This window comes from Mycobacterium sp. MS1601 (genome assembly GCF_001984215.1).
GTDB lineage: Bacteria > Actinomycetota > Actinomycetes > Mycobacteriales > Mycobacteriaceae > Mycobacterium.
Map to the genome: position 1 here is coordinate 3,052,706 of NZ_CP019420.1, position 20,124 is coordinate 3,072,829.

General features: G+C 66.8%; 21 protein-coding genes and 2 pseudogenes. 13 read left to right on the forward strand and 10 right to left on the reverse strand.

Annotated features, from left to right (window positions below; all coding sequences use genetic code 11):
• From BVC93_RS14900 to BVC93_RS14915, 4 genes and pseudogenes are all read left to right on the forward strand, one after another.
• Nucleotides 1-1,403: pseudogene (locus BVC93_RS14900) on the forward strand (aldehyde dehydrogenase family protein).
• Nucleotides 1,404-1,425: 22 nt separating this feature from the next.
• Nucleotides 1,426-2,289, forward strand: a complete 864-nt coding sequence (locus tag BVC93_RS14905; protein ID WP_083738139.1) for an SDR family oxidoreductase — start codon at nt 1,426-1,428, stop codon at nt 2,287-2,289.
• A complete protein-coding gene (locus BVC93_RS14910) occupies nt 2,286-3,251 on the forward strand; it encodes an NADPH:quinone oxidoreductase family protein (protein WP_083738140.1) in 966 nt (321 codons plus the stop codon). The genes BVC93_RS14905 and BVC93_RS14910 overlap by 4 nt, the downstream gene beginning before the upstream one ends.
• A 17-nt stretch (nt 3,252-3,268) precedes the next feature.
• Nucleotides 3,269-3,751: a DUF456 domain-containing protein gene (locus tag BVC93_RS14915; RefSeq protein WP_083738141.1), complete on the forward strand. Its 483-nt coding sequence runs from the start codon at nt 3,269-3,271 to the stop codon at nt 3,749-3,751.
• 81 nt (nt 3,752-3,832) lie between these two features.
• Here the strand turns inward: BVC93_RS14915 and BVC93_RS14920 are convergent, their stop codons facing one another.
• The 3 genes from BVC93_RS14920 to BVC93_RS33120 form a co-directional block, all read right to left on the reverse strand.
• Complete coding sequence (locus BVC93_RS14920) at nt 3,833-4,624, reverse strand: tyrosine-protein phosphatase (RefSeq protein WP_083738142.1); 792 nt, start codon at nt 4,622-4,624, stop codon at nt 3,833-3,835.
• Complete coding sequence (locus BVC93_RS14925; RefSeq protein ID WP_192860386.1) at nt 4,621-5,835, reverse strand: acyl-CoA dehydrogenase family protein; 1,215 nt, start codon at nt 5,833-5,835, stop codon at nt 4,621-4,623. Before BVC93_RS14925 ends, BVC93_RS14920 begins: the two co-directional genes overlap by 4 nt.
• Nucleotides 5,836-6,266: 431 nt before the next feature.
• Nucleotides 6,267-6,443 carry a hypothetical protein gene (locus tag BVC93_RS33120; protein WP_157516932.1) on the reverse strand — a complete coding sequence of 59 codons (177 nt, stop codon included), beginning with the start codon at nt 6,441-6,443 and terminating at the stop codon, nt 6,267-6,269.
• A 156-nt stretch (nt 6,444-6,599) separates the two neighbouring features.
• On the opposite strand from BVC93_RS33120, the gene BVC93_RS14930 reads away from it, so the two are divergent.
• Together BVC93_RS14930 and BVC93_RS14935 are read left to right on the forward strand one after the other, a co-directional pair.
• The gene (locus BVC93_RS14930; protein ID WP_083738143.1) at nt 6,600-7,241 is read left to right on the forward strand and encodes a response regulator; all 642 of its coding nucleotides are present in this window, start codon (nt 6,600-6,602) and stop codon (nt 7,239-7,241) included.
• Entirely contained in the window at nt 7,241-8,410 is a 1,170-nt protein-coding gene (locus BVC93_RS14935) for an ATP-binding protein (protein WP_083738144.1), read from the forward strand. The genes BVC93_RS14930 and BVC93_RS14935 overlap by 1 nt, the downstream gene beginning before the upstream one ends.
• On the opposite strand, the gene BVC93_RS14940 is transcribed toward BVC93_RS14935, so the two are convergent.
• The 3 genes from BVC93_RS14940 to BVC93_RS14950 all read right to left on the reverse strand — a co-directional run bounded on the left by BVC93_RS14940 (nt 8,391) and on the right by BVC93_RS14950 (nt 10,699).
• Nucleotides 8,391-9,215, reverse strand: a complete 825-nt coding sequence (locus BVC93_RS14940) for an EamA family transporter (RefSeq protein ID WP_083738145.1) — start codon at nt 9,213-9,215, stop codon at nt 8,391-8,393. The genes BVC93_RS14935 and BVC93_RS14940 overlap by 20 nt on opposite strands.
• 32 nt (nt 9,216-9,247) lie before the next feature.
• The gene (locus tag BVC93_RS14945; RefSeq protein ID WP_157516933.1) at nt 9,248-9,433 is read right to left on the reverse strand and encodes a 2-hydroxymuconate tautomerase; all 186 of its coding nucleotides are present in this window, start codon (nt 9,431-9,433) and stop codon (nt 9,248-9,250) included.
• Nucleotides 9,434-9,559: 126 nt separating this feature from the next.
• A complete protein-coding gene (locus BVC93_RS14950) occupies nt 9,560-10,699 on the reverse strand; it encodes an acyl-CoA dehydrogenase family protein (protein WP_083741072.1) in 1,140 nt (379 codons plus the stop codon).
• Nucleotides 10,700-10,786: 87 nt separating this feature from the next.
• Between BVC93_RS14950 and BVC93_RS14955 the strand changes: the two genes are divergently transcribed.
• The gene (locus BVC93_RS14955) at nt 10,787-11,356 is read left to right on the forward strand and encodes a TetR/AcrR family transcriptional regulator (protein ID WP_083738146.1); all 570 of its coding nucleotides are present in this window, start codon (nt 10,787-10,789) and stop codon (nt 11,354-11,356) included.
• A 28-nt stretch (nt 11,357-11,384) separates the two neighbouring features.
• Here the strand turns inward: BVC93_RS14955 and pntB are convergent, their stop codons facing one another.
• Nucleotides 11,385-12,806 carry a Re/Si-specific NAD(P)(+) transhydrogenase subunit beta gene (gene pntB, locus BVC93_RS14960; protein ID WP_083738147.1) on the reverse strand — a complete coding sequence of 474 codons (1,422 nt, stop codon included), beginning with the start codon at nt 12,804-12,806 and terminating at the stop codon, nt 11,385-11,387.
• Nucleotides 12,807-12,858: 52 nt separating this feature from the next.
• Nucleotides 12,859-14,393: pseudogene (locus tag BVC93_RS14965) on the reverse strand (Re/Si-specific NAD(P)(+) transhydrogenase subunit alpha).
• Nucleotides 14,394-14,584: 191 nt separating this feature from the next.
• Between BVC93_RS14965 and BVC93_RS14970 the strand changes: the two are divergent.
• The 5 genes from BVC93_RS14970 to BVC93_RS14990 all read left to right on the forward strand — a co-directional run bounded on the left by BVC93_RS14970 (nt 14,585) and on the right by BVC93_RS14990 (nt 18,382).
• On the forward strand, nt 14,585-15,187 hold the full coding sequence (locus BVC93_RS14970; RefSeq protein ID WP_083738148.1) for a class I SAM-dependent methyltransferase: 603 nt from the start codon (nt 14,585-14,587) through the stop codon (nt 15,185-15,187).
• 38 nt (nt 15,188-15,225) lie between these two features.
• Nucleotides 15,226-15,549 (forward strand): hypothetical protein, encoded by a 324-nt coding sequence (locus BVC93_RS14975; RefSeq protein WP_083738149.1) that lies wholly within the window; start codon nt 15,226-15,228, stop codon nt 15,547-15,549.
• Nucleotides 15,550-15,727: 178 nt separating this feature from the next.
• The gene (locus BVC93_RS14980; RefSeq protein ID WP_083738150.1) at nt 15,728-16,591 is read left to right on the forward strand and encodes an ABC transporter permease; all 864 of its coding nucleotides are present in this window, start codon (nt 15,728-15,730) and stop codon (nt 16,589-16,591) included.
• Complete coding sequence (locus BVC93_RS14985; RefSeq protein ID WP_083738151.1) at nt 16,588-17,616, forward strand: taurine ABC transporter substrate-binding protein; 1,029 nt, start codon at nt 16,588-16,590, stop codon at nt 17,614-17,616. Before BVC93_RS14980 ends, BVC93_RS14985 begins: the two co-directional genes overlap by 4 nt.
• The gene (locus BVC93_RS14990) at nt 17,600-18,382 is read left to right on the forward strand and encodes an ABC transporter ATP-binding protein (RefSeq protein ID WP_083738152.1); all 783 of its coding nucleotides are present in this window, start codon (nt 17,600-17,602) and stop codon (nt 18,380-18,382) included. The genes BVC93_RS14985 and BVC93_RS14990 overlap by 17 nt, the downstream gene beginning before the upstream one ends.
• A 61-nt stretch (nt 18,383-18,443) precedes the next feature.
• On the opposite strand, the gene BVC93_RS14995 is transcribed toward BVC93_RS14990, so the two are convergent.
• Both BVC93_RS14995 and BVC93_RS34035 read right to left on the reverse strand, forming a co-directional pair.
• Nucleotides 18,444-19,217 carry an HAD-IIA family hydrolase gene (locus BVC93_RS14995; RefSeq protein ID WP_083738153.1) on the reverse strand — a complete coding sequence of 258 codons (774 nt, stop codon included), beginning with the start codon at nt 19,215-19,217 and terminating at the stop codon, nt 18,444-18,446.
• A 12-nt stretch (nt 19,218-19,229) separates the two neighbouring features.
• The gene (locus tag BVC93_RS34035) at nt 19,230-19,343 is read right to left on the reverse strand and encodes a hypothetical protein (protein ID WP_442929088.1); all 114 of its coding nucleotides are present in this window, start codon (nt 19,341-19,343) and stop codon (nt 19,230-19,232) included.
• A 134-nt stretch (nt 19,344-19,477) separates the two neighbouring features.
• On the opposite strand from BVC93_RS34035, the gene BVC93_RS15000 reads away from it, so the two are divergent.
• Nucleotides 19,478-20,122 carry a TetR/AcrR family transcriptional regulator gene (locus BVC93_RS15000; RefSeq protein WP_083738154.1) on the forward strand — a complete coding sequence of 215 codons (645 nt, stop codon included), beginning with the start codon at nt 19,478-19,480 and terminating at the stop codon, nt 20,120-20,122.
• Nucleotides 20,123-20,124: the final 2 nt, after the last annotated feature.

Here is a 20,124-nt window from a genome sequence, read left to right on the forward strand (position 1 = left end):
ATGACCACAGATTCCGTAGCGCCACCCACCGCCGCCGCGGACGTCGCTGCGGCGGTTGCGGGCGTCCGTTCGGTGTTCGCCTCCGGACGCACCAGGTCCGTGGAATGGCGACGCACCCAGCTCACCGCCATCGAGAAGCTGATGACCGAGAACGAGGGCCGGATCGCCGAGGCCCTGGCCGCCGACCTTGATCGTTCACCTTTCGAGTCGTGGCTGGCCGACGTCGCCAGCACCGCCAGTGAAGCCGCCAACGCCGCCAAGAACGTCGGCAAGTGGACCAGACGCAAACACCGTCTGCTCGAGTTTGCACAGCTGCCCGGCCGCGGCTGGGTGGAGTACGAGCCCTACGGCACAGTGCTCGTCATCGGTGCCTGGAACTTCCCGTTCGCCCTGACCCTGGGCCCGGCCATCGGTGCCATCGCCGCGGGCAACGCCGTGGTGCTCAAACCGTCGGAAGTGGCCCCGGCGTCGTCGGCCCTGATGGCCGAACTCGTACCCAGATACCTGGACAACGAAGCCGTCGTCGTCATCGAAGGGGACGGTGCGGTCAGTCAGGAACTGATAGCCCAGGGCTTCGACAAACTGTGCTTCACCGGGGCACCGAGATCGGCCGCCGCGTCTACGAAGGCGCAGCGCCACATCTCACCCCGGTCACGCTGGAACTGGGCGGTAAGAGTCCGGTGATCGTGGCCGCTGACGCCGATATCGACGTCGCCGCCAAGCGGATCGCCTGGACCAAGCTGATCAATTCCGGACAGATCTGCATCGCTCCGGACTACATCCTGGCCGAGGCCTCCATCCGCGACCGGCTGGTGGACAAGCTGGGCGAGGCGGTCGCCGAATTCGAGGCCGAGAACTCCACGGGCGGCAAGCGGATCGTCAACCAGCGCCACTTCGACCGGCTGGCCACGGCGCTGGCGGCCACCAAAGGCGTTGTTGCCGTGGGCGGCGGCACCGACGCCGGATCGCTGCGTATCCAGCCCACGGTGGTGGTGGACCCCGATCTGGATGAACCGCTCATGCGCGACGAGATCTTCGGCCCGATCCTGCCGGTGGTCACCGTCGAATCCGTGGATGAGGCAATCACTTTCGTGAACTCGCGACCCAAGCCGCTGGCCACCTATCTGTTCACCGGGTCGAAGTCCATCCGTGAAGCCGTGATCACCCAGGTGTCTTCGGGCGGCATGCTGGTCAACCACCTCATCTTCCAATTTGCAACCGCCAAGCTGCCATTCGGCGGCGTCGGCCCGTCCGGTATGGGCGCCTACCACGGCAAGTTCGGCTTCGATGAGTTCAGCCACCGTAAGGCGGTGCTGACCAAGCCGACCCGACCCGACGTATCGGCGCTGATCTACCCCCCGTATACAGAGAAGGCGTGGAAGTTGGCTCGCAAGATCTTCTGAGTCGGTCTTAGGAAGGAAACACATGCCCGGAGTTGCAGATCGTGTTGTCGTCGTCACCGGTGCCGGTGGAGGTCTGGGGCGCGAGTACGCGCTGACGCTGGCCCGCGAAGGCGCCTCGGTGGTGGTCAATGACCTCGGCGGTGCGCGTGACGGCACCGGCTCCGGGTCGGCGATGGCCGACCAGGTGGTCGACGAGATCAAGGCGGCCGGTGGCCGCGCCGTGGCCAACTATGACTCCGTGGCCGAGCCCGAGGGCGCCGAGAACATCATCAAGACCGCCCTCGACGCGTTCGGAAAGATCGACGGTGTGGTGAGCAACGCGGGCATCCTGCGTGACGGCACCTTCCACAAGATGACTTACGAGAACTGGGATTCCGTTCTCAAGGTGCATCTGTACGGCGGTTACAACGTGATCCGCGCAGCCTGGCCGCACTTCCGTGAGCAGAGCTTCGGTCGCGTGGTCGTGGCCACCTCCACCAGCGGGCTGTTCGGCAACTTCGGCCAGGCCAATTACGGTGCCGCCAAACTGGGTTTGGTCGGGTTGATCAACACGCTGGCCCAAGAGGGCGCCAAGTACAACATCAAGACCAACGCCGTTGCACCCATTGCCGCCACCCGGATGACGGAGGACATCCTGCCGCCCGAGGTGCTCAAGAACCTCACCCCCGAGTTCGTCGCACCGGTGGTGGCCTACCTGTGCACCGAGGAACTGCCCGACACGGATTCGGTGTTCATCGTGGGCGGCGGAAAGGTGCAGCGCACCGCGCTGTTCCAGAACGAGGGCGTCACCTTCTCCGCGCCGCCGTCGGTCGACGACATCGCGGCCAAGTGGTCAGAGATCACCGATCTGTCGGCCGCCAAGGCCGCTGCCTTCAACCTCCGGTGAAAGCCGTTGTAGTCAGCGAGCTCACCGGCCCATCGGGCATGTCCTTCACGGACGTGCCCGACGCCGTCGGTGGGCCCGGGAACGTGGTGATCGACGTCCGTGCCGCCGGCGTGTGCTTCCCGGATCTACTTCTCGCCCGAGGTGAGTACCAGCTCAAGCTGCCTCCACCGTTCACTCCAGGCATGGAAGTGGCCGGTGTGGTGCGCGCGGCCCCTGCGGAGTCTGATTTTGTTGTCGGGCAGCGAGTTTCAGCATTCACCATGTTGGGCGGCTACGCCGAGCAGGTGGCTGTGCCCGCACAGAAGGTAGTGCCCACCGCCGACGGCGTCGATGATGCCGAGGCCGCCGCCCTGCTGGGCAACTACTACACCATGTACTTTGCCCTGACCCGCCGAGGCGGACTGCGGGTGGGCGAGACGGTGCTGGTGCTCGGCTCGGCAGGCGGAGTGGGCACGGCCGCAGTGCAATTGGCCAAGGCGTTGGGCGCCAGGGTGATTGCGATGGTGCACCGCCCGCATGCCGCCGAGTTCGTGTCGTCGTTGGGGGCCGACGTGGTGCTGCCCCTCGCGCAGGGGTGGAAGGACGCCGTGCTCGAGGCGACCGGCGGCCGGGGTGTCGACCTGGTGGTGGACCCGGTGGGTGGCGAGGTCTTCGATGACGCCATCCGGGTGATCGCCACCGAGGGCAGGCTGCTGGTGATCGGTTTCGCCGCGGGCGGTATCCCGACGATCAAGGTGAACCGGCTGCTGCTGCGCAACGTCGGGGTGCTGGGCGTCGGGTGGGGCGAGTTCGTCAACAAGACGCCGGGCGCGCAGGCCGAAGTGGGCGCCGGGATCGCCAACCTGGTGGCCGCCGGTTTGCGTCCGCCCGCGCCGCAACGCTTCCCACTGTCCGAAGCGCCCACGGCGCTGCAGGCCTTGGCTGACGGGGGAGTGCTGGGCAAGCTCGTTCTGGAGCCCTGACGGGTACGTTTGCCGGCGTGGGTACGTCAGGCATCGTCCTCGTCGCGTTGGCCATCGCCGTCGGCCTGGCCGGCATCATCGTGCCGATCCTGCCCGGCGGACTGCTGGTCTTCGGTGCCATCGCCGTCTGGGCGTGGGTCGAGGGCACCACGGCGGCCTGGGTGACACTCGGCATCGTCGCCGCGCTGTTCGTCACCGCCGAGGTGATCAAGTACGTCTGGCCCGTCAAACGCATGAAGCAGGCCGACGTCCGGACCTGGAGCCTGGTCCTGGGCGCGGTGCTGGGCGTCATCGGGTTCTTCGTGGTCCCCGTGCTGGGCCTGGTACTCGGGTTCATCCTGGGGGTGTTTCTCGCCGAGCTGGGCGTGCGCCGCGACGCCACCCGCGCCTGGGTGTCGACGGTGCACGCGCTCAAGGGGGTGGCGCTGTCGGTCGGCGTCGAACTCGTCGGCGCCCTGGCGTCCACCGTCGTGTGGATCGTTGCCGTGATGTGGGCGTGATTCCGGTCGCTCACCGACCGGAATCACGCCCACATCACGGCTCTCTCCCCCTCGTTCCTCGGGCTCGTCGACCGGGCGGGATCACGCCCGAATCGCAGCTCTCAGCTTGTCGAGGTGTTCGGCCGTCACGCCGGAGGCCGTCAGGAACCCGTCCAGTGAACCGAACTCGTCGTCGACGGTCCTCAGCGCGGCGTCGAGATACTCCTCGTGCACCCCGAGGACGTCATCGGAGAGCCGCGCCTCGGTCAACTCCGCCATCTCGGCCGGGATCTCGCCGTCGAAGCGGCTGCGGATCCGGCTGACGATCTGCTCCCGCAGCGTGCCGGCGGCGGCGTTACTGGCCAGGTAATCGGTCATCACCGCATCGCGGTCGACGCCCGCGGCCTGCAACACCACCCCGACGGTGAACCCGGTGCGGTCCTTGCCTGCGAAACAGTGCGCCAGCACCGGCCGCTGATCGCCGAGCAGCGTTATCACCCGGTGCACCGCGCGGCGGGCGCCGGCCGCCTTGGCGAAACCGCGGTACTCCTCGGCCATGTAACGCTTGGCGGCGGCGTTGGTGGACTCGTCGGACGGCTTCTCGGTCATCAGCCGCGCAAACGCATGCTCGTGCGGCGCCTCACCGTCGCTGACCACGGTCTCGACGAACGGCAGCAGATGGATCTGCACGCCGTCGGGCACCAGGCCGGGGCCGTGCTTGCCCACCTCGATCGCCGACCGTAGATCGGCCACGTCACCGATGGCCAACGCCTGCAACTGTTTCCGGCCCTCGTCGTCGAGCGCGCTGAGCTCACCGGAGCGGAACAGCAGACCGGGACGGATGCCGGTGGACTCGGTGACGTCGCGGAAGTTCCATGCACCACTGAGAGTCACTTGGTCACCGCCGTCGCCAGCGCGCCCTTCTCCCGGCCCAGTTCGGCCCGGGCAATTGCCCGCAGGTGTACCTCGTCGGGGCCGTCGAACAGTCGCATGGCACGATGCCAGCCGTACAGCCTGGCCAGCACGGTGTCGTCGCTGACCCCGGCAGCCCCGTGCACCTGGATGGCGCGATCGAGCACATTGCACGCCATCTGCGGTGCGACGGCCTTGATCTGGGCGACCTGAGTGCGGGCTTCCTTGTTGCCGTGCTTGTCGATGGTCCACGCAGCCTTCTCGCACAGCAGGCGCGCCTGGTCGATCTCGTTGCGGGAGAACGCGATCTGCTGCTGTACCACACCCTGATCGGCCAGCGGTTTGCCGAACGCGATGCGGGTGTTGGCCCGGTCCACCATCAAGGCCAGCGCCCGCTCGGCCACCCCGATGGCCCGCATGCAGTGGTGGATGCGGCCCGGCCCCAGCCGCGCCTGGGCGATGGCGAAGCCGGAACCTTCCTCACCCAACAGGTTCGAGGCCGGCACCCGCACGTTGTCGTAGATGATCTCGGCGTGTCCATGCTGATCTTGCCAGCCGAAAACGCTTGTGGAGCGCAGGATCTGGACACCTGGCGTATCGATGGGTACCAGGATCATCGACTGCTGTTGGTGACTGGGCGCATCGGGGTTGGTGCGGCCCATGACGATCAGGATCTTGCAGCGCGGATCGTTGGCGCCCGAGGTCCACCACTTGCGCCCGTTGATGACGTAATCGTCGCCGTCGCGGACGATCGAGGTCTGGATATTGCGCGCGTCGCTGGAGGCCACCGCCGGTTCGGTCATGGAGAACCCGCTGCGGATCTCGCCGGCCAACAACGGCTCCAGCCACTGCTTGCTCTGCTCGGGAGTAGCGAACAAGTGCAGCGTTTCCATGTTGCCGGTGTCCGGTGCCGCGCAGTTGATCGCTTCGGGGCCGATCTCCATGCTCCAGCCGGACAGTTCGGCCAGCGGCGCGTACTCCAGGTTGGTCAGTCCCGAGACCGACGGCAGGAACAGATTCCACAGCCCCTGCTCACGGGCGAGCTTCTTGAGCTCCTCGACCACCGGCGGGACGGTGAAGTCCTTGGGCCCGGCTTCCTGGCGGTAGGCGTCATAGGACGCCTCGGCCGGGATCACGTGTTCGGTCATGAATGCGGTGAGTCGCCGGTGGTAGTCCTGCGCCTTGGCCGACATCGCGAAGTCCATGACGGCCACGATATGACACGCGTCGACGGCGGCTCAGAGCGCTCCGGCCGTCGCCGCCCTCCCCGCGGTGAACGGCAGTCACCGGGTGGCGGGATCCGGGCTTCATCTGCGCCGCCAGGTGACGCCCGTTCACTTCGGTGGGCTTCGAGCCGCCCGGGAGGCGAAAAACCCTCACGCCCCGGCGCGAGGGGGGTGCGCCGGGGCGTGAAGAGAATACGGAGAAGGAGCGATGTCTACTACGTATCGGTACCTGCCTTTCGTCGGGATTCGAAGGTGATTCAAGTTCTGGTGGCCACCGTGGGCTGGGGGGACGGTGGCCACCTGCCGCCGCGGCAGGTGAGTCGTGAGCCGTCGACTCACCGCGCAGGGCAACCGCACCGCCGGGGTCAGGCCGGCGTGAGATGTGTGCGGTTCTTACATCAGGCGGCGTCGTTGCCGAAAACTGATGCGCTGGAGATGGTTTGGCTGGTGCCGGGGTCGCCGGTCAGGGGATTGGTGAAGTCACCGACACCCAGCGCGGTTCCGCCGAGGATGCTCAGCCCGATCATCGGTGCGGCGACGTAGCGGGCGACCTTCTGATTGGTGAAAAGCTTCATGTCCGTTCTCCTGTCCGTTGCGATCTCGGTGTTTCTCCGATGCGACAACTCTCTCGCGTTGCGGCCGCTGTGTATGTCCGCTCACCGGTGGAAGCAGGGGATGAATCGGCTGTCCACCGATCGGGGGACAAGGCTGATGTGGAAAGCTGCCTCAGCATGGCGGCGGCGAAGGTCCGGGTGGTGGTGGGTGATGACCACCCCCTGTTCCGCGACGGTCTGGTCCGTGCGCTGAACAGCAGCGATGCCATCGAGGTGGTGGCCGAGGCACCTGACGGCCCGGCCGCCCTGGCCGCGATCAACGAGCACGGCCCCGATGTGGCGCTGCTGGATCACCAGATGCCGGGACTCAACGGGGCCGAGGTGGCGGCTGCGGTGGTCCGCGATGGTTTGGCCACCCGGGTGCTGCTGGTGTCGGCGCACGACGACCCGGCGATCGTCTATCACGCGCTGCAGCAGGGTGCGGCCGGCTATCTGCCGAAGGAGTCGACGCGCGCCGAGATCGTCGCGGCGGTGCTGGACTGCGCCAAGGGTCGCGACATCGTGGCTCCGCGGCTGGCGTCGGGCCTGGCGGTGGAGATCCGGCGTCGTGCCGAACCGGCCGGACCCGCCCTGAGCGCACGTGAACGCGAGGTGCTGGGCCTCATCGCCGCGGGCCGTAGCATTCCGGCGATCGCCGAGCAGCTGTTCCTGGCGCCGTCGACGGTCAAGACCCACGTGCAACGGCTCTACGAGAAACTCGGTGTCGGAGACCGTGCCGCCGCGGTGGCCGAGGCGATGCGCCGCGGGCTGCTGGAGTAGTGGTGTTACGCCCGCCCGATCTGCTGTCCACCGATCCGGTGCGGGTGGCCGCGGTGCTGCGGCTGCCGCTCATCGTGCTGATCGCGCTGCTGGTCTATGTCCAGGACGTCGAACACTGGCTGCCGGTCGCCTACGCCGCGGTGCTGGTGCTCTACACCGTGGCGGCGACGGCCTGGCTGGCTCGGGTGCTGACCCGGCCGGTCCCGAGCTGGGCCGGTTGGGTGTCCACCGGCATGGATGTGCTGGCGGTTTTGGCGTTGTGCCTGGTGTCCGGCGGAGCGACGACATGGCTGCTGCCGGTGTTCTTCATGGTGCCGATCTCGGTGGCGTTCCTCGACCGACCGTGGTTGACCGCAGGCCTCGGTGTCGGGAGCGCGGTCGGCTACCTGGTGGCCTGGATCGTGTACTCGGTGCGCGACGACCAGGTGGGCCTGACGGACGTGGTTTACGTCCAGTTCGGATGCCTGCTGTGGCTGGCGGCGGCAACGACGGCGTTGTGCGTGGTGCTCAGCCGCCGCGCGGCTCGGGTGCGCCGCCTCATGGATGTGCGCCGACGGCTGGTGGCCGAGTCGATGCTCGCCGACGAACGGCAGAGCCGCGCGTTGGCCGAGCAACTGCACGACGGGCCGTTGCAGAATCTGCTCGCGGTGAAGCTGGACCTCGAGGATCTGCGGGAACAACACTCCGACGAGGTGCTCGACCGCATCGAATCGGCTTTGCGTGACACCGTGACCCAGCTGCGCAGTACGGTCGGCACCCTGCACCCCACGGTGTTGGCACAGGTGGGCCTCACCGCGGCGCTGCGCGAACTGGCGGGCAGCCATGAACAGCGCACCGGGGTGGCCGTCGACGTCGACCTCGACGAGGTGGGCAAGCCGCCGGCCCAGGATCTGCTCTATCGGGCGGCGCGCGAGCTACTGGCCAATGCGCACAAACACTCCGGGGCAACCCGGCTGACGGTGCAGCTGCGTGGCGGGACCATGCTGATGCTGCGAGTGACCGACAACGGCAAGGGATTCGACCCCGCTGTGCTGGCTGATTCGGTGGCGGCAGGTCACATCGGGCTGGCGTCGTTGGTGGTGGCCGTGGAATCGACCGGCGGGACGCTGGAGATGGGTGCGGTACCCGGTGGCGGTGCCACCACCACCATCACCGTTCCCGCGAGCTAGACAAGACAAGTGCGGCCATCACCAGGCTGATACCGGCGACTTCGGCCACGCTCGGTCGTTGGGCCAGCACCACCGCACCCACCACTGCCGCGGTGGCGGGCAGCAGCGCCAGCAGCAGTGCGAAGCGGGTCCGGCCGATGGTGGTCAGCACTCGCTGGTCCAGTGCGTACGGGATGACGCTGGACAGCACGCCCACCCCGGCGCCCAGCAGCCATACCCGGGCATCGGTGAACACCGAGGCGTCGGACTGCCACTGCAGTGCCACCATCGCCGGCGCCGCCACCGTTGCCGCGACGGCCATTCCCAGTGCCAGTGAATCCAGTCCGTCCCCGGTGTCGGCGACCTTCTTGCCGAACAGGATGTAGCCGGCCCACAGCGCCGCCGCGATGGCTGCGAAACCCACACCCGCCAGGTCGGCGCCGCCCTGCACGCCGGCCAGCAGCACCACTCCCACTGCCACCAGAGCCACCGCGAGCAGATCCCGGATGCGCCGAGAACCCAAGGCCGCCACCGCAACCGGTCCGGCGAACTCGATCGCGACAGCGGTGCCCAGCGGGATCCGGGCGATCGCCTCGTAGAACGCCACGTTCATCCCCAGCGTCACCAACCCGAAACCCGCCGTGGTGAGCGCCGTCCGTCGTGTCCAGCGGGTGCGCCAGGGGCGGCGCCAGAGCATCAGAACCACTGACGCGGCCGCGGCACGTAGCCAGGCCACCGTGGCCGGTTCGGTGGTGTCGAACAGGAACACGCCCACGGCCGCACCCAGGTACTGCGACAGCGCGCCGACGATGAAGAACAGCGGCACGGACCATCCGGGCAGTGGGCGGGGTGCGGCGGTCAGCGATCCGAGACCATTCGGCCGCCGATTGCCCAGTCGTCGGGCGCCACATCGTTGAACACCACCCACACGTGGTCGGCGGACGCGCCACCCGCCTCGGCGATGGCGGCGGTGATGCGGGCGGCCACTTCGCGCTTCTGCTCGGGTGTGCGTCCGGCCATCCAGTCGACCGTGACCATGGGCATGGCGATGTCCTCTCTGACGAGTCCGATCAGCCTAGCGGCCCGTCCGATGGGCCGGAGCTCCGTCGACTGCTCGTTCGCCCCCTCGCTTCGCCGGGTAACCCCCCACGTAGCCTCGGACTCCGGCCGTCAGCCCGTGAGCCCCCGCGCGATCACCAGCCGCTGAATCTGGTTGGTGCCCTCGAAGATCTGGGTGATCTTGGCTTCGCGCATGAACCGCTCCACCCGGTAGTCGCGGGTGTAGCCGGCTCCGCCGAACACCTGCACGGCGTCCGTCGTCACCTTCATGGCGGCGTCGGTCGCCACCAGCTTCGCGACGCTGGCCTGTTGTCCGTAGGGCAGCCCGAGATCACGGCGGCGGGCGGCGTCCAGGTAGGTGGCTCGCGCGCTGACGGTTGCGGCGGCCATGTCGGCGAGTAGGAACCCGAGCCCTTGGTGGTCGATGATCTTGCGGCCGAACGTGGTTCGCTCGTTGGCGTAGCGAGTGGCCTCGTCCAACGCGGCCTGGGCCAGTCCGACGGCTACCGCCGCGATGCCGAGTCGCCCAGAATCCAAGGCGGAGAACGCAATCGACAGACCTTGGCCCTCGCTGCCGATCAGCCGGTCGGCGTCGATGCGCGCATTGTCGTAGAACGCCGAGGTGGTGGGCACGGCGTGCAGGCCCATCTTCTCCTCGGGCTTGCCGAAACCGAGCCCCGGCAGATCGGCGGGCACCAGGAAACACGAAATCCCCTTGGACCCTTCGCCGGTGCGGGCGAACAACGTGTAGAAGTCCGCTCGTCCGCCGTGGGTGATCCAGGACTTCGCGCCGTTGAGGACGTAGCCGTCGCCGTCCTTGCGCGCAGCGCATGTCAGTGCGGCGGCATCGGAACCGGCCTGGGGTTCGGACAGGCTGTACGCGCCGATCTGGTTTCCGGAGAGCATGCCGGGCAGCCAGCGCTGCTTCTGCTGATCGGTCCCGAACGTCAGCAGTGGATGCGACGACAGACTGTGCACGCTGACTGCGACGGCGACAGCTGCCCACCGTGCGGCGATCTCTTCGAGCACCTGGAGATACACCTCGAACGGCTGGCCGCCGCCACCCCACTCCTCGGGCTGCGGCAGGCTCAGCAGCCCTGCCGCGCCGAGTTGGGCGAACACGCCGTCGGGGTAGGTCTCGTCCTTCTCGTGTCGGTCGACCTGTGGGTCGAGCACTTTGTCTGCGATATCGCGGGTCAGGGCGATCAGTTCATGCGCTTCATCGGTGGGGAGCAGACGGTCGACCGGCACGGGCACCTCTCCAGAACAGTACTGAAAGTCGGCTTGCAGTATCACTGTCAGACAGTACTGGAAAGAAGCCCGCAGTACTATCGCGGGATGGAATCCGGTGCTTTCGCGACACGTCGGCGGACGGCGCTGTTCGATGAACTACTGGCGCTGTTCCTGGCAGAGGGATTCAGCCACCTCACCCTCGACGAGCTCGCGTCGAGGCTGCGCTGTTCCAAGTCCACGCTGTACACCCTGGCCGCGAGCAAGGATGAGCTCGTCCGGCGGGTGACCGTGCACTTCTTCAAACGCGCCACCATCGCCGTGGAAGAGAAGGTGGCCAACACCCGTAGTGAGCGGGTGACCGCGTACCTCACCGCCGTGGGCGACGAGCTGGCCGTCGCCTCGGACGTCTTCATGGCGGACCTGAACGCCGACACCGGTGCCCGCGCGGTCTACGAGGCCAACACGCGGTCAGCCGCCGCCCGCGTTCGTCAACTCATCGAAGAAGGCGTCGCCGACGGTACCTACCGCGACGTCCACGCCTCCTTCGCCGGCGACCTGATCGCGACGATGATGGTGCGTATCCAGCAACGCGGTGTCCGCACCTCGACGGGGCTCAGCGATGCCGAGGCCTACGCCGAACTCGCGACCCTGCTGACCTACGGGTTGCTCACTTAGCCCGGTCGCCGAGGCCGGGCTATCAGAATCACAGCGCGGCGTTGATGGCGTCCACGCGGTCCTTGGCATCGCCGAAGAGCATCTGGGTGTTCTCGCGGAAGAACAGGGGATTCTGCACGCCGGCGTAGCCGGAGGCCATGGACCGCTTGAAGACGATCACGTTGTCGGCGTCCCACACGGTCAACACCGGCATACCGGCGATCGGCGACCCCGGGTCCTCGGATGCCGCCGGGTTCACGGTGTCGTTGGCGCCGATGACGAGGACGACGGTGGTGCCGTCGAAGTCGTCGTTGATCTCGTCCATCTCGAGCACGATGTCGTAGGGCACCTTGGCCTCGGCAAGGAGGACGTTCATGTGTCCGGGCAGCCGGCCCGCGACCGGATGGATGCCGAAGCGGACATTGACCCCGCGCTCACGCAGCTTGCGGGTCAGATCGGCAACGCCGTACTGCGCCTGCGCTACGGCCATGCCGTAGCCCGGCGTGATGATCACCGACGACGCCGAGTTCAGCAGTTCGGCGGCCGCCTCGGCGGTGATCTCGCGGTGCTCGCCGTAGTCCTTGTCTTCCGCGGGTCCGGCTTCGATGCCGAAACCGCCTGCGATGACGGAGATGAACGACCGGTTCATCGCCTTGCACATGATGTAGGACAGGTAGGCACCCGAGGAACCCACGAGTGCGCCGGTGATGATCAGCAGGTCATTGCCCAGCAGGAAGCCGGATGCCGCGGCGGCCCAGCCGGAGTAGCTGTTGAGCATCGACACCACCACCGGCATGTCGCCGCCGCCGATCGAGGCCACCAGGTGCCAGCCCAACAGCAGCGCCAGCACGGTCACGACGATCAGCAGCCACAGTGCCGGTGAGATGACAAACCACACCGTCAGTGCGACGAACACCACGAGCGCGCCGACATTCAGGAAATTCTTGCCCGGCAACATCATCGGCGTGGACTTGATCTTCGCCGACAACTTGAGGTTGGCCACGATCGAACCGGTGAAGGTCACGGCACCGATGAAGACGCCGATGAACACCTCGGCGGAATGGATGCCGAGCATGCCTTCGGCGGCCATCGCCGCGGTGTCCGCGCCGGTGGGGTGCGCCTCGATGTGCAGGTAGCCGTTCCAGCCGACCAGCACCGCGGCCAGACCCACGAACGAGTGCAGCAGGGCGATGAGCTCGGGCATGCCGGTCATCTCGACGACCTTGGCGCGCCACAGACCGATCGCGGCGCCGATGACCATGGCGGCCAGCAGCAGGCCCAGGCCCAGCGGCTCGATACCGCGGCCGATGGCAAGCACCACGGTGGCGATCAGCGCCACCGCCATGCCGGCGATGCCGAAATTGTTGCCCGCCTTGGACGTTTCGTGTTTGGACAGGCCGGCCAACGCAAGGATGAACAGCAGCGCCGCGACCACATAAGCCGCGGTGGCCGTAGTTTCCAGAGAAAGCATGAAGGGATCCGTTCGCGGGAAGTGTGCCAGGAAAAGGGGGAGTCGGGGGGCGTCAGCTGCGCGAGAACATCGCGAGCATGCGGCGGGTCACGGCGAAGCCACCGAAGACGTTGATACTGGCCAACAGGATGGCCACGGTGGCCAGCACCGTGATGACCAGATCACCCGTGCCGACCTGCAGCAGTGCGCCGACGACGATGATTCCCGAGATGGCGTTGGTGACCGACATCAGCGGGGTGTGCAGCGCGTGGTGCACATGCCCGATGACGTAGTAGCCGATGACGATCGCGAGAGCGAAGACCACCAGGTGCACCTGCAGTGCCGCGGGGGACAGTGCGATCAGAACGAAGAGTACGGCGGCCGCGGCGAAGGTCAGGCCCAGGCGGCGCTGGGCGGACATGGGCGGCTTGGGGCGGGCTTCTCGACCGGCGCGGCGGTCTGGGTTGCCGCCGGGGCCGCCGAGACCTGCACAGGTGGTGGCGGCCAAGTGATCTCACCGTCGCGCACTACGGTCACCGACCGCTGCACCACGTCATCCCAATCGAGGACCAGCTGACCGTCCTTCCCGGGAGTCAACAACTTGAGCAGGTTCACCAGGTTGGTGCCGTACAGCTGGGAGGCGGTCGAGGGCAGACGCCCGGCCAGGTCGGTGTAACCGATGATGGTGACGCCGTTGTCGGTGACCACAGCCTGGTCCTTGACGGTGCCTTCGACATTGCCGCCGTTGGCCGCGGCCATGTCCACGATCACGCTGCCCGGCTTCATCGAGGCCACCATGTCGGCGGTGATGATGCGCGGGGCGGGCCGGCCGGGGATCAGCGCGGTGGTGATGATGATGTCGACGTCGCGGGCCAGTTCGGCATACAGCTGCGCCTCGCGGGCCTTGTAGTCCTCGCCCATCTCCTTGGCGTAACCGGTGGCCGACACCTCGCCCGCGTTGGGGTCGACGGAGACGTACTCGCCACCAAGGGACTTGACCTGATCGGCGACCTCGGGTCGCGGGTCGGTGGCCTGCACGATCGCGCCCATGCTGCCCGCTGCGCCGATGGCGGCCAGGCCGGCCACGCCGGCGCCGACCACCAGCACCTTCGCCGGCGGCACTTTGCCCGCCGCGGTGACCTGGCCGGTGAAGAAGCGGCCGAAGGCGTGTGATGCCTCCACGACCGCGCGGTAGCCGGCGATGTTGGCCATCGAGGACAGCACGTCGAGGGACTGTGCCCGCGAGATGCGCGGCACGGCGTCCATCGCCAGCACCGTGATGGGACGGGCCGAGAGTTTCTCGACGAGCTCCGGCTTCAGCGCCGGCGAGATCAGGCTGACCAGCGTCGCTCCGTCGCGCAGTTTGGCGATCTCGTCGACTTCGCCGTACGAGGGGGCGTTGACCTTCAGGACGATGTCGGCGTCCCAGGGTGAGCCGATACTGGCGCCAGCCTCCACGTAGGCGGCGTCGGCGAAACTCGAGGCGGCTCCGGCGCCGGATTCCACCACCACGCTGTAGCCGAGCTTGATGAGCTGCCCGACGGTCTGCGGTGTGGCCGCTGCGCGCGTCTCACCAGCAAGAGACTCCCGCGGTATCCCGATGATCACGATGTGTTCCGATCCGATCTGCTTGGCCCGTGTCGAGCAAAAACGTCAGTGTAGGAAACCGACTGTCCTCAGTCCGGCCCCCGTTACCTGGGTCACAGACTGTATCGGTGTAGTAGCGGGCCACAGGGCGTTCCGTCAGGTACGCACAGGGACAAGGTGAGCTCGGCGCTGCGTCCGGGTACGCCCGGAGCATGGTTCACACCAACTTCGATGCTCCGATTTCCGGGTGGCAGGACATCCCCGGGTGGTTTCAATGGCGTGGCCTCCAGGCCGAGGCGGTCGAGCACTTTCCCGACGGCAGTCGGTTCGTCGAGGTCGGCGTGTACCTCGGCAAGAGTCTCTGTTCGTTGGCCGAGGTGGTGGCCGGCAGCCAGAAGGACATCGCGGTACTGGGCGTCGACACCTGCCAGGGGAGCGGGCCGGAAGGCGTGAGTGGAATCGACGCCCACCGCCCCGCCGTCGAGCACGGTGCGGGAACAACGGCAGGGTTGTTGCACCGCAACGTGATTGCGTGCGGATTCGCTGACTCGGTGCAGATCCTGGTCTCGGACTCGCTTCGGGCTGCGGCGCTGTTTCCCGACGAGTCACTGAGCTGGGTGCACCTGGATGCCCGCCACGACTATGACAGTGTCGCCGCCGACATCACGGCCTGGCGTCCCAAAGTGGTGCCCGGCGGGTGGCTTTCCGGCGATGACTACGACGAGCACGCGTGGCCGGGCGTGGTGGCCGCTGTTCGGGAGGCACTGCCGATGGCGCAGCCGTGGCCGACCAATCAATGGCGGGTCTGCTTGTGAATTACTTGTAACGTTCATGTTTCCGATATGCTCGCCCGGTGCGGGACAAAGTGGTCTACGACGAGGTCAGCGCGCTGCGCGCGAAGAAGCGCAGTGAGCATGTATCGCCGGCTGCGCTCGCAATCCATGTTCGCGCCGTCGACCGCAGTGTGCGGACGGACTGCCCGGTATTCGTCTCCGACGCCATGCTCGACGACATCGATGCCGCTGACGTCACCACCCTGGCCGCACTCGAACTGACGCTGGCTGGACTGTGGGATCGCGCCGACGGCGGGTACGTCATCTCCGATCTGCAACTGATCGATCGGCTGGGTGCCAACCCGGTCCGTCGAACCATGATGGGTCTGTTGCGCCGCTGGTAGGTGACGTTGGGTGCGCCGGCCACCCTTTGATTCGCAGTGAGTCCTACCGTCGCCTGATCTGTCGCCGCCCTGTTTGATCGCACTGTGCCCGGGACATTGGTCGTCGACCGCTGCTGTCGCTGAAACGCGTTTCGCGTTCCCAGTCCCCACTCATCGTCAGCGCACAGAGAGTCGAACCGTGTCGGTATTCGTTGACATCACCCCTGACGAGGATGCCTCTGCTCCTGCGTCCAAGCCCCGCGGCGACGGCAAGTGGAGAGGCCGCCTGATCCGCGCGGCGTTGCCGCTGTTGTCCATCGTCGTGTTCCTCGTCGCCTGGCAACTGGCCGCCGCCAGTGGGCTCTGGAACCAGACCTTCGTGCCCTATCCGAGCACGGTATGGGACGCCTTCGTCACGGTGTCCAGCACCCACGACGGATTCCGCGGTTACGCCGGGTACCTGCTGTGGGAGCACCTCTACATGACGCTGCGGCGGGTACTGATCGGCGTCGTCGTCGGCGTGACCGTGGGCGTGGCACTGGGTCTGGTGATGGGCTCGATCAACTGGGTGCGCAGCGTCCTGGAACCGTGGCTGACCTTCCTGCGCGCCCTGCCGCCGCTGGCCTATTTCTTCCTGCTGGTCATCTGGCTCGGCATCGACGAGGCACCCAAGATCACGCTGCTGGCCCTGGCCGCGTTGCCACCCGCCGCCGTCGCCACCACCGCCGCTGTGGTGGCCGCACCGGTGGGTCTTCAAGAGGCGGCGCGTGCTCTGGGAGCCACTCGGGCCCAGGTGATCCGCGATGTCGTCGTGCCCTCCGCGCTGCCGGAGACCTTCACCGGTATCCGGCTGGCGGTGGGTATGGCCTACTCCTCGGTGGTGGCCGCTGAGCTGTTCAACGGAATCCCCGGTATCGGCGGTCTGGTGAAGGACGCCAGCAACTACAACAACACCCCTGTCGTGCTGGTCGGGATCTTCGCCATCGGGATCTCGGGTCTGGTGATCGACAGTCTGCTTCGCGCGCTGGAGCGGCGCGCTGTCCCATGGAGAGGGAAGATATGAAACTGAAGGCTTTGGTTGTCGCCCTTGTGGTCTCGACTCTGGGACTGGCTGGCTGTGCGGTGGACAACTCAGGACAGGACGCCGAGAAGCAAACCATCCGCATTGCCTACCAGACGTTTCCGAGCGGCGATCTGATTGTCAAGAACAACAAGTGGCTCGAGGAGGCGCTGCCGGACTACAACATCAAGTGGACCAAGTTCGACTCCGGTGCCGATGTCAACACCGCATTCATCGCCAAGGAACTCGACTTCGGCGCCCTCGGCTCCAGCCCTGTGGCGCGTGGGCTGTCCGAGCCGTTGAACATCCCCTACCAGGTGGCGTTCGTGCTCGACGTGGCCGGTGACAACGAGGCACTGGTGGCCCGAAACGACAGTGGTGTGAACACCATTGCCGATCTGCGGGGCAAGCGTGTCGCCACCCCGTTCGCATCCACCGCCCACTATTCGCTGCTGGCGGCGCTGGATCAGAACGGACTGACACCGGCTGACGTCCAGTTGGTGGATCTGCAACCGCAGGCCATTCTGGCGGCCTGGGAGCGCGGCGACATCGACGCCGCCTACACGTGGCTGCCGACACTGGATCAGCTGCGGACCACGGGCAAGGACCTGATCACCAGCCGCCAACTGGCCGCCGACGGCAAGCCCACGTTGGATCTGGGTGTCGTGTCCACCGAGTTCGCCGATGCCCACCCCGAAGTGGTGGACATCTGGCGTCAGCAGGAAGCCCGTGCGCTTGGCGTCATCAAGGATGATCCGGACGCCGCGGCCAAGGCTATCGCTGCCGAAATCGGTTTGACCCCAGAGGAAACCGCCGGACAGCTCAAGCAGGGTGTGTACCTAACGCCGCAAGAGTTGGCCTCGGCCGAATGGTTGGGCACCGACGGCGCGGTGGGCAACATCGCGGCCAACTTGCAGAGTGCGTCGCAGTTCCTGGCAGCTCAGTCGCAGATTCCCGAAGCCGCGCCCCTGGAGACCTTGCAGAAGGCGATCTACACCAAAGGTCTGCCGGATGTCCTCACCCAGTGACGACGGTCGGGTCCGTATCCACAATGTGAGCCACCGCTACGGGCACGCCGGCGACGAGGTGACCGCGCTGGGGCCGGTGGACCTCGACGTCGAACCGGGAGCTTTTCTGGTGCTGGTCGGGGCATCCGGGTGCGGTAAGAGCACGCTCTTGCGGCTGATCGCCGGCTTCGAGCGGCCTTCGGAAGGCGAAGTGGCAGTGTCGGGTTCGCCACCGACACCCGGCGTCAGTGCCGGCGTGGTGTTCCAGCAGCCAAGGTTGTTCCCGTGGCGCACGGTCGGCGGCAACGTCGACCTGGCGCTCAAGTATGCCGAGGTGCCGCGGGAGCGGCGGGCGGAGCGTCGCGATCAGCTGCTGGAGCGCGTGGGCCTGGAAGGCACGGCAGGCCGCAAGATCTGGGAGATCAGCGGCGGTCAGCAGCAGCGGGTGGCCATTGCCAGGGCGCTCGCCGCCGACACACCGCTGTTCCTGCTCGACGAACCGTTCGCCGCGCTGGACGCCCTCACGCGGGAGCGGTTGCAGGAGGACGTCCGTCAGGTGAGTGCCGAGTCGGGCCGGACCACGGTGTTCGTCACGCACAGCGCCGATGAGGCGGCGTTCCTGGGATCGCGCATCGTGGTGTTGACCCGGCGGCCCGGTCAGGTGGCGTTGGATATTCCAGTTGACCTGCCGCGCAGTGGTGTTGATCCGGATGAGCTGCGCCGTTCGCCCGAGTACGCCGATCTGCGGGCCGAGGTGGGTCGGGCAGTGAAGGCCGCGGCAGCCTGACCTCAGCGATTTCGGCGTGATCACAGTCGATGAGCGACCGGATTCACGCCGAAATCGCAACTCAGATCAGGTCGATGACCTCGGCGATCGAGGGCAGGATGCGGCCGGGCCGGAACGGGTAGCGCTCGATGTCGGTCTCGGCGGTGGATCCGGTGAGCACCAGGATGGTGTCCAGGCCGGCTTCGATGCCCGCCACCACGTCGGTGTCCATCCGGTCGCCGATCATCGCCGTTTCCTCCGAATGCGCCTCGATGCGGTTGAGCGCGCTGCGGAACATCATCGGGTTGGGCTTGCCCACGAAGTAGGGCTCGCGGCCGGTGGCCTTGGTGATCAGCGCGGCGACAGAACCCGTTGCGGGCAAAGGGCCTTCGGCCGAGGGGCCGGTGACGTCGGGATTGGTGGCGATGAAGCGGGCACCCGCGCCGATCAGCCGGATGGCTTTGGTGATGGCTTCGAACGAGTAGGTGCGCGTCTCTCCGAGCACCACGAAATCCGGGCCGACATCGGTCAGGGTGTAGCCGACCTCGTGCAACGCCGTCGTCAGCCCGGCTTCGCCGATGCAGTAGGCGGAGCCGCCCGGCAACTGGTCGTGCAGGAACGTGGCCGTGGCCAACGCGGAGGTCCAGATGGCTTCTTCGGGCACCGTGAGCCCCGACCGGGCCAATCGTGCCGCCAGATCACGGGGAGTGAAGATCGAGTTGTTGGTCAACACCAGGAACGGACGACCCTTGTCGGCGAGTCGCTGCAGGAACTCGGCCGCCCCGGGGAGCGCATGTTCTTCACGGACCAGCACACCATCCATGTCGGTGAGCCAGCAGGTATTGGGGGAGCGCACGCCCTCGGCGCTCTAAACCGGAGGGTAAGCCGGGGGTGGGTACACGCCGCGCAGTGCCCAGGGGAACCACGAGAAGAAGTACTCGATCTCGTCGCTCGCGTCGTAATCCGGGTTCGGATCCATCAGATGCCTCCCAGCTGTACCAGTGAAATGCAGTCTACTCACCCGACGTTGCAGTACGGCACCGTTCGATGGGGATAAACTGACCAACCAACTGATTGATAGGGCGCCGACGGTCGGTGTTGAAGGAAGAGTGAACCATGGCTTCAGAGAACGGGCTGACTCGCCGCGAGGAGCTGCTGGTGGTGGCCACCAAGCTGTTTGCCGCCCGTGGCTACCACGGCACTCGGATGGATGATGTGGCCGACGTCGTGGGCCTCAACAAGGCCACCGTGTACCACTACTACGCCAGCAAGTCGCTGATCCTCTACGACATCTATCAGCGCGCGGCCGACAACACCCTGGCCGCGGTGCACGACGATCCGTCCTGGACGGCCCGCGAAGCGCTGTACCAATACACCGTGCGACTGCTCACCCAGATCGCCACCAACCCCGAAGGGGCCGCGGTGTACTTCCAGGAGCAGCCCTACATCAGCGAGTGGTTCACCGAGGAACAGGTCGCTGAGATCAAAGAGAAGGAATCCCAGGTCTATGAGCACGTCCACGGCCTGATCGACCGCGGCATCGCCAGTGGCGAGTTCTACCCGTGCGACTCGCACGTGCTGGCGCTGGGCTACATCGGCATGACACTGGGCGCCTACCGCTGGTTGCGGCCGCACGGCCGACGCTCGGCCCCAGAGATTGCCGCCGAGTTCAGCACCGCGCTGCTGCGCGGCCTGATCCGCGATGAGAAGGTGCGGGTGGAGTCACCTCTGGGCGAGGGCACCACCACCGCGTCGGGCTGAAT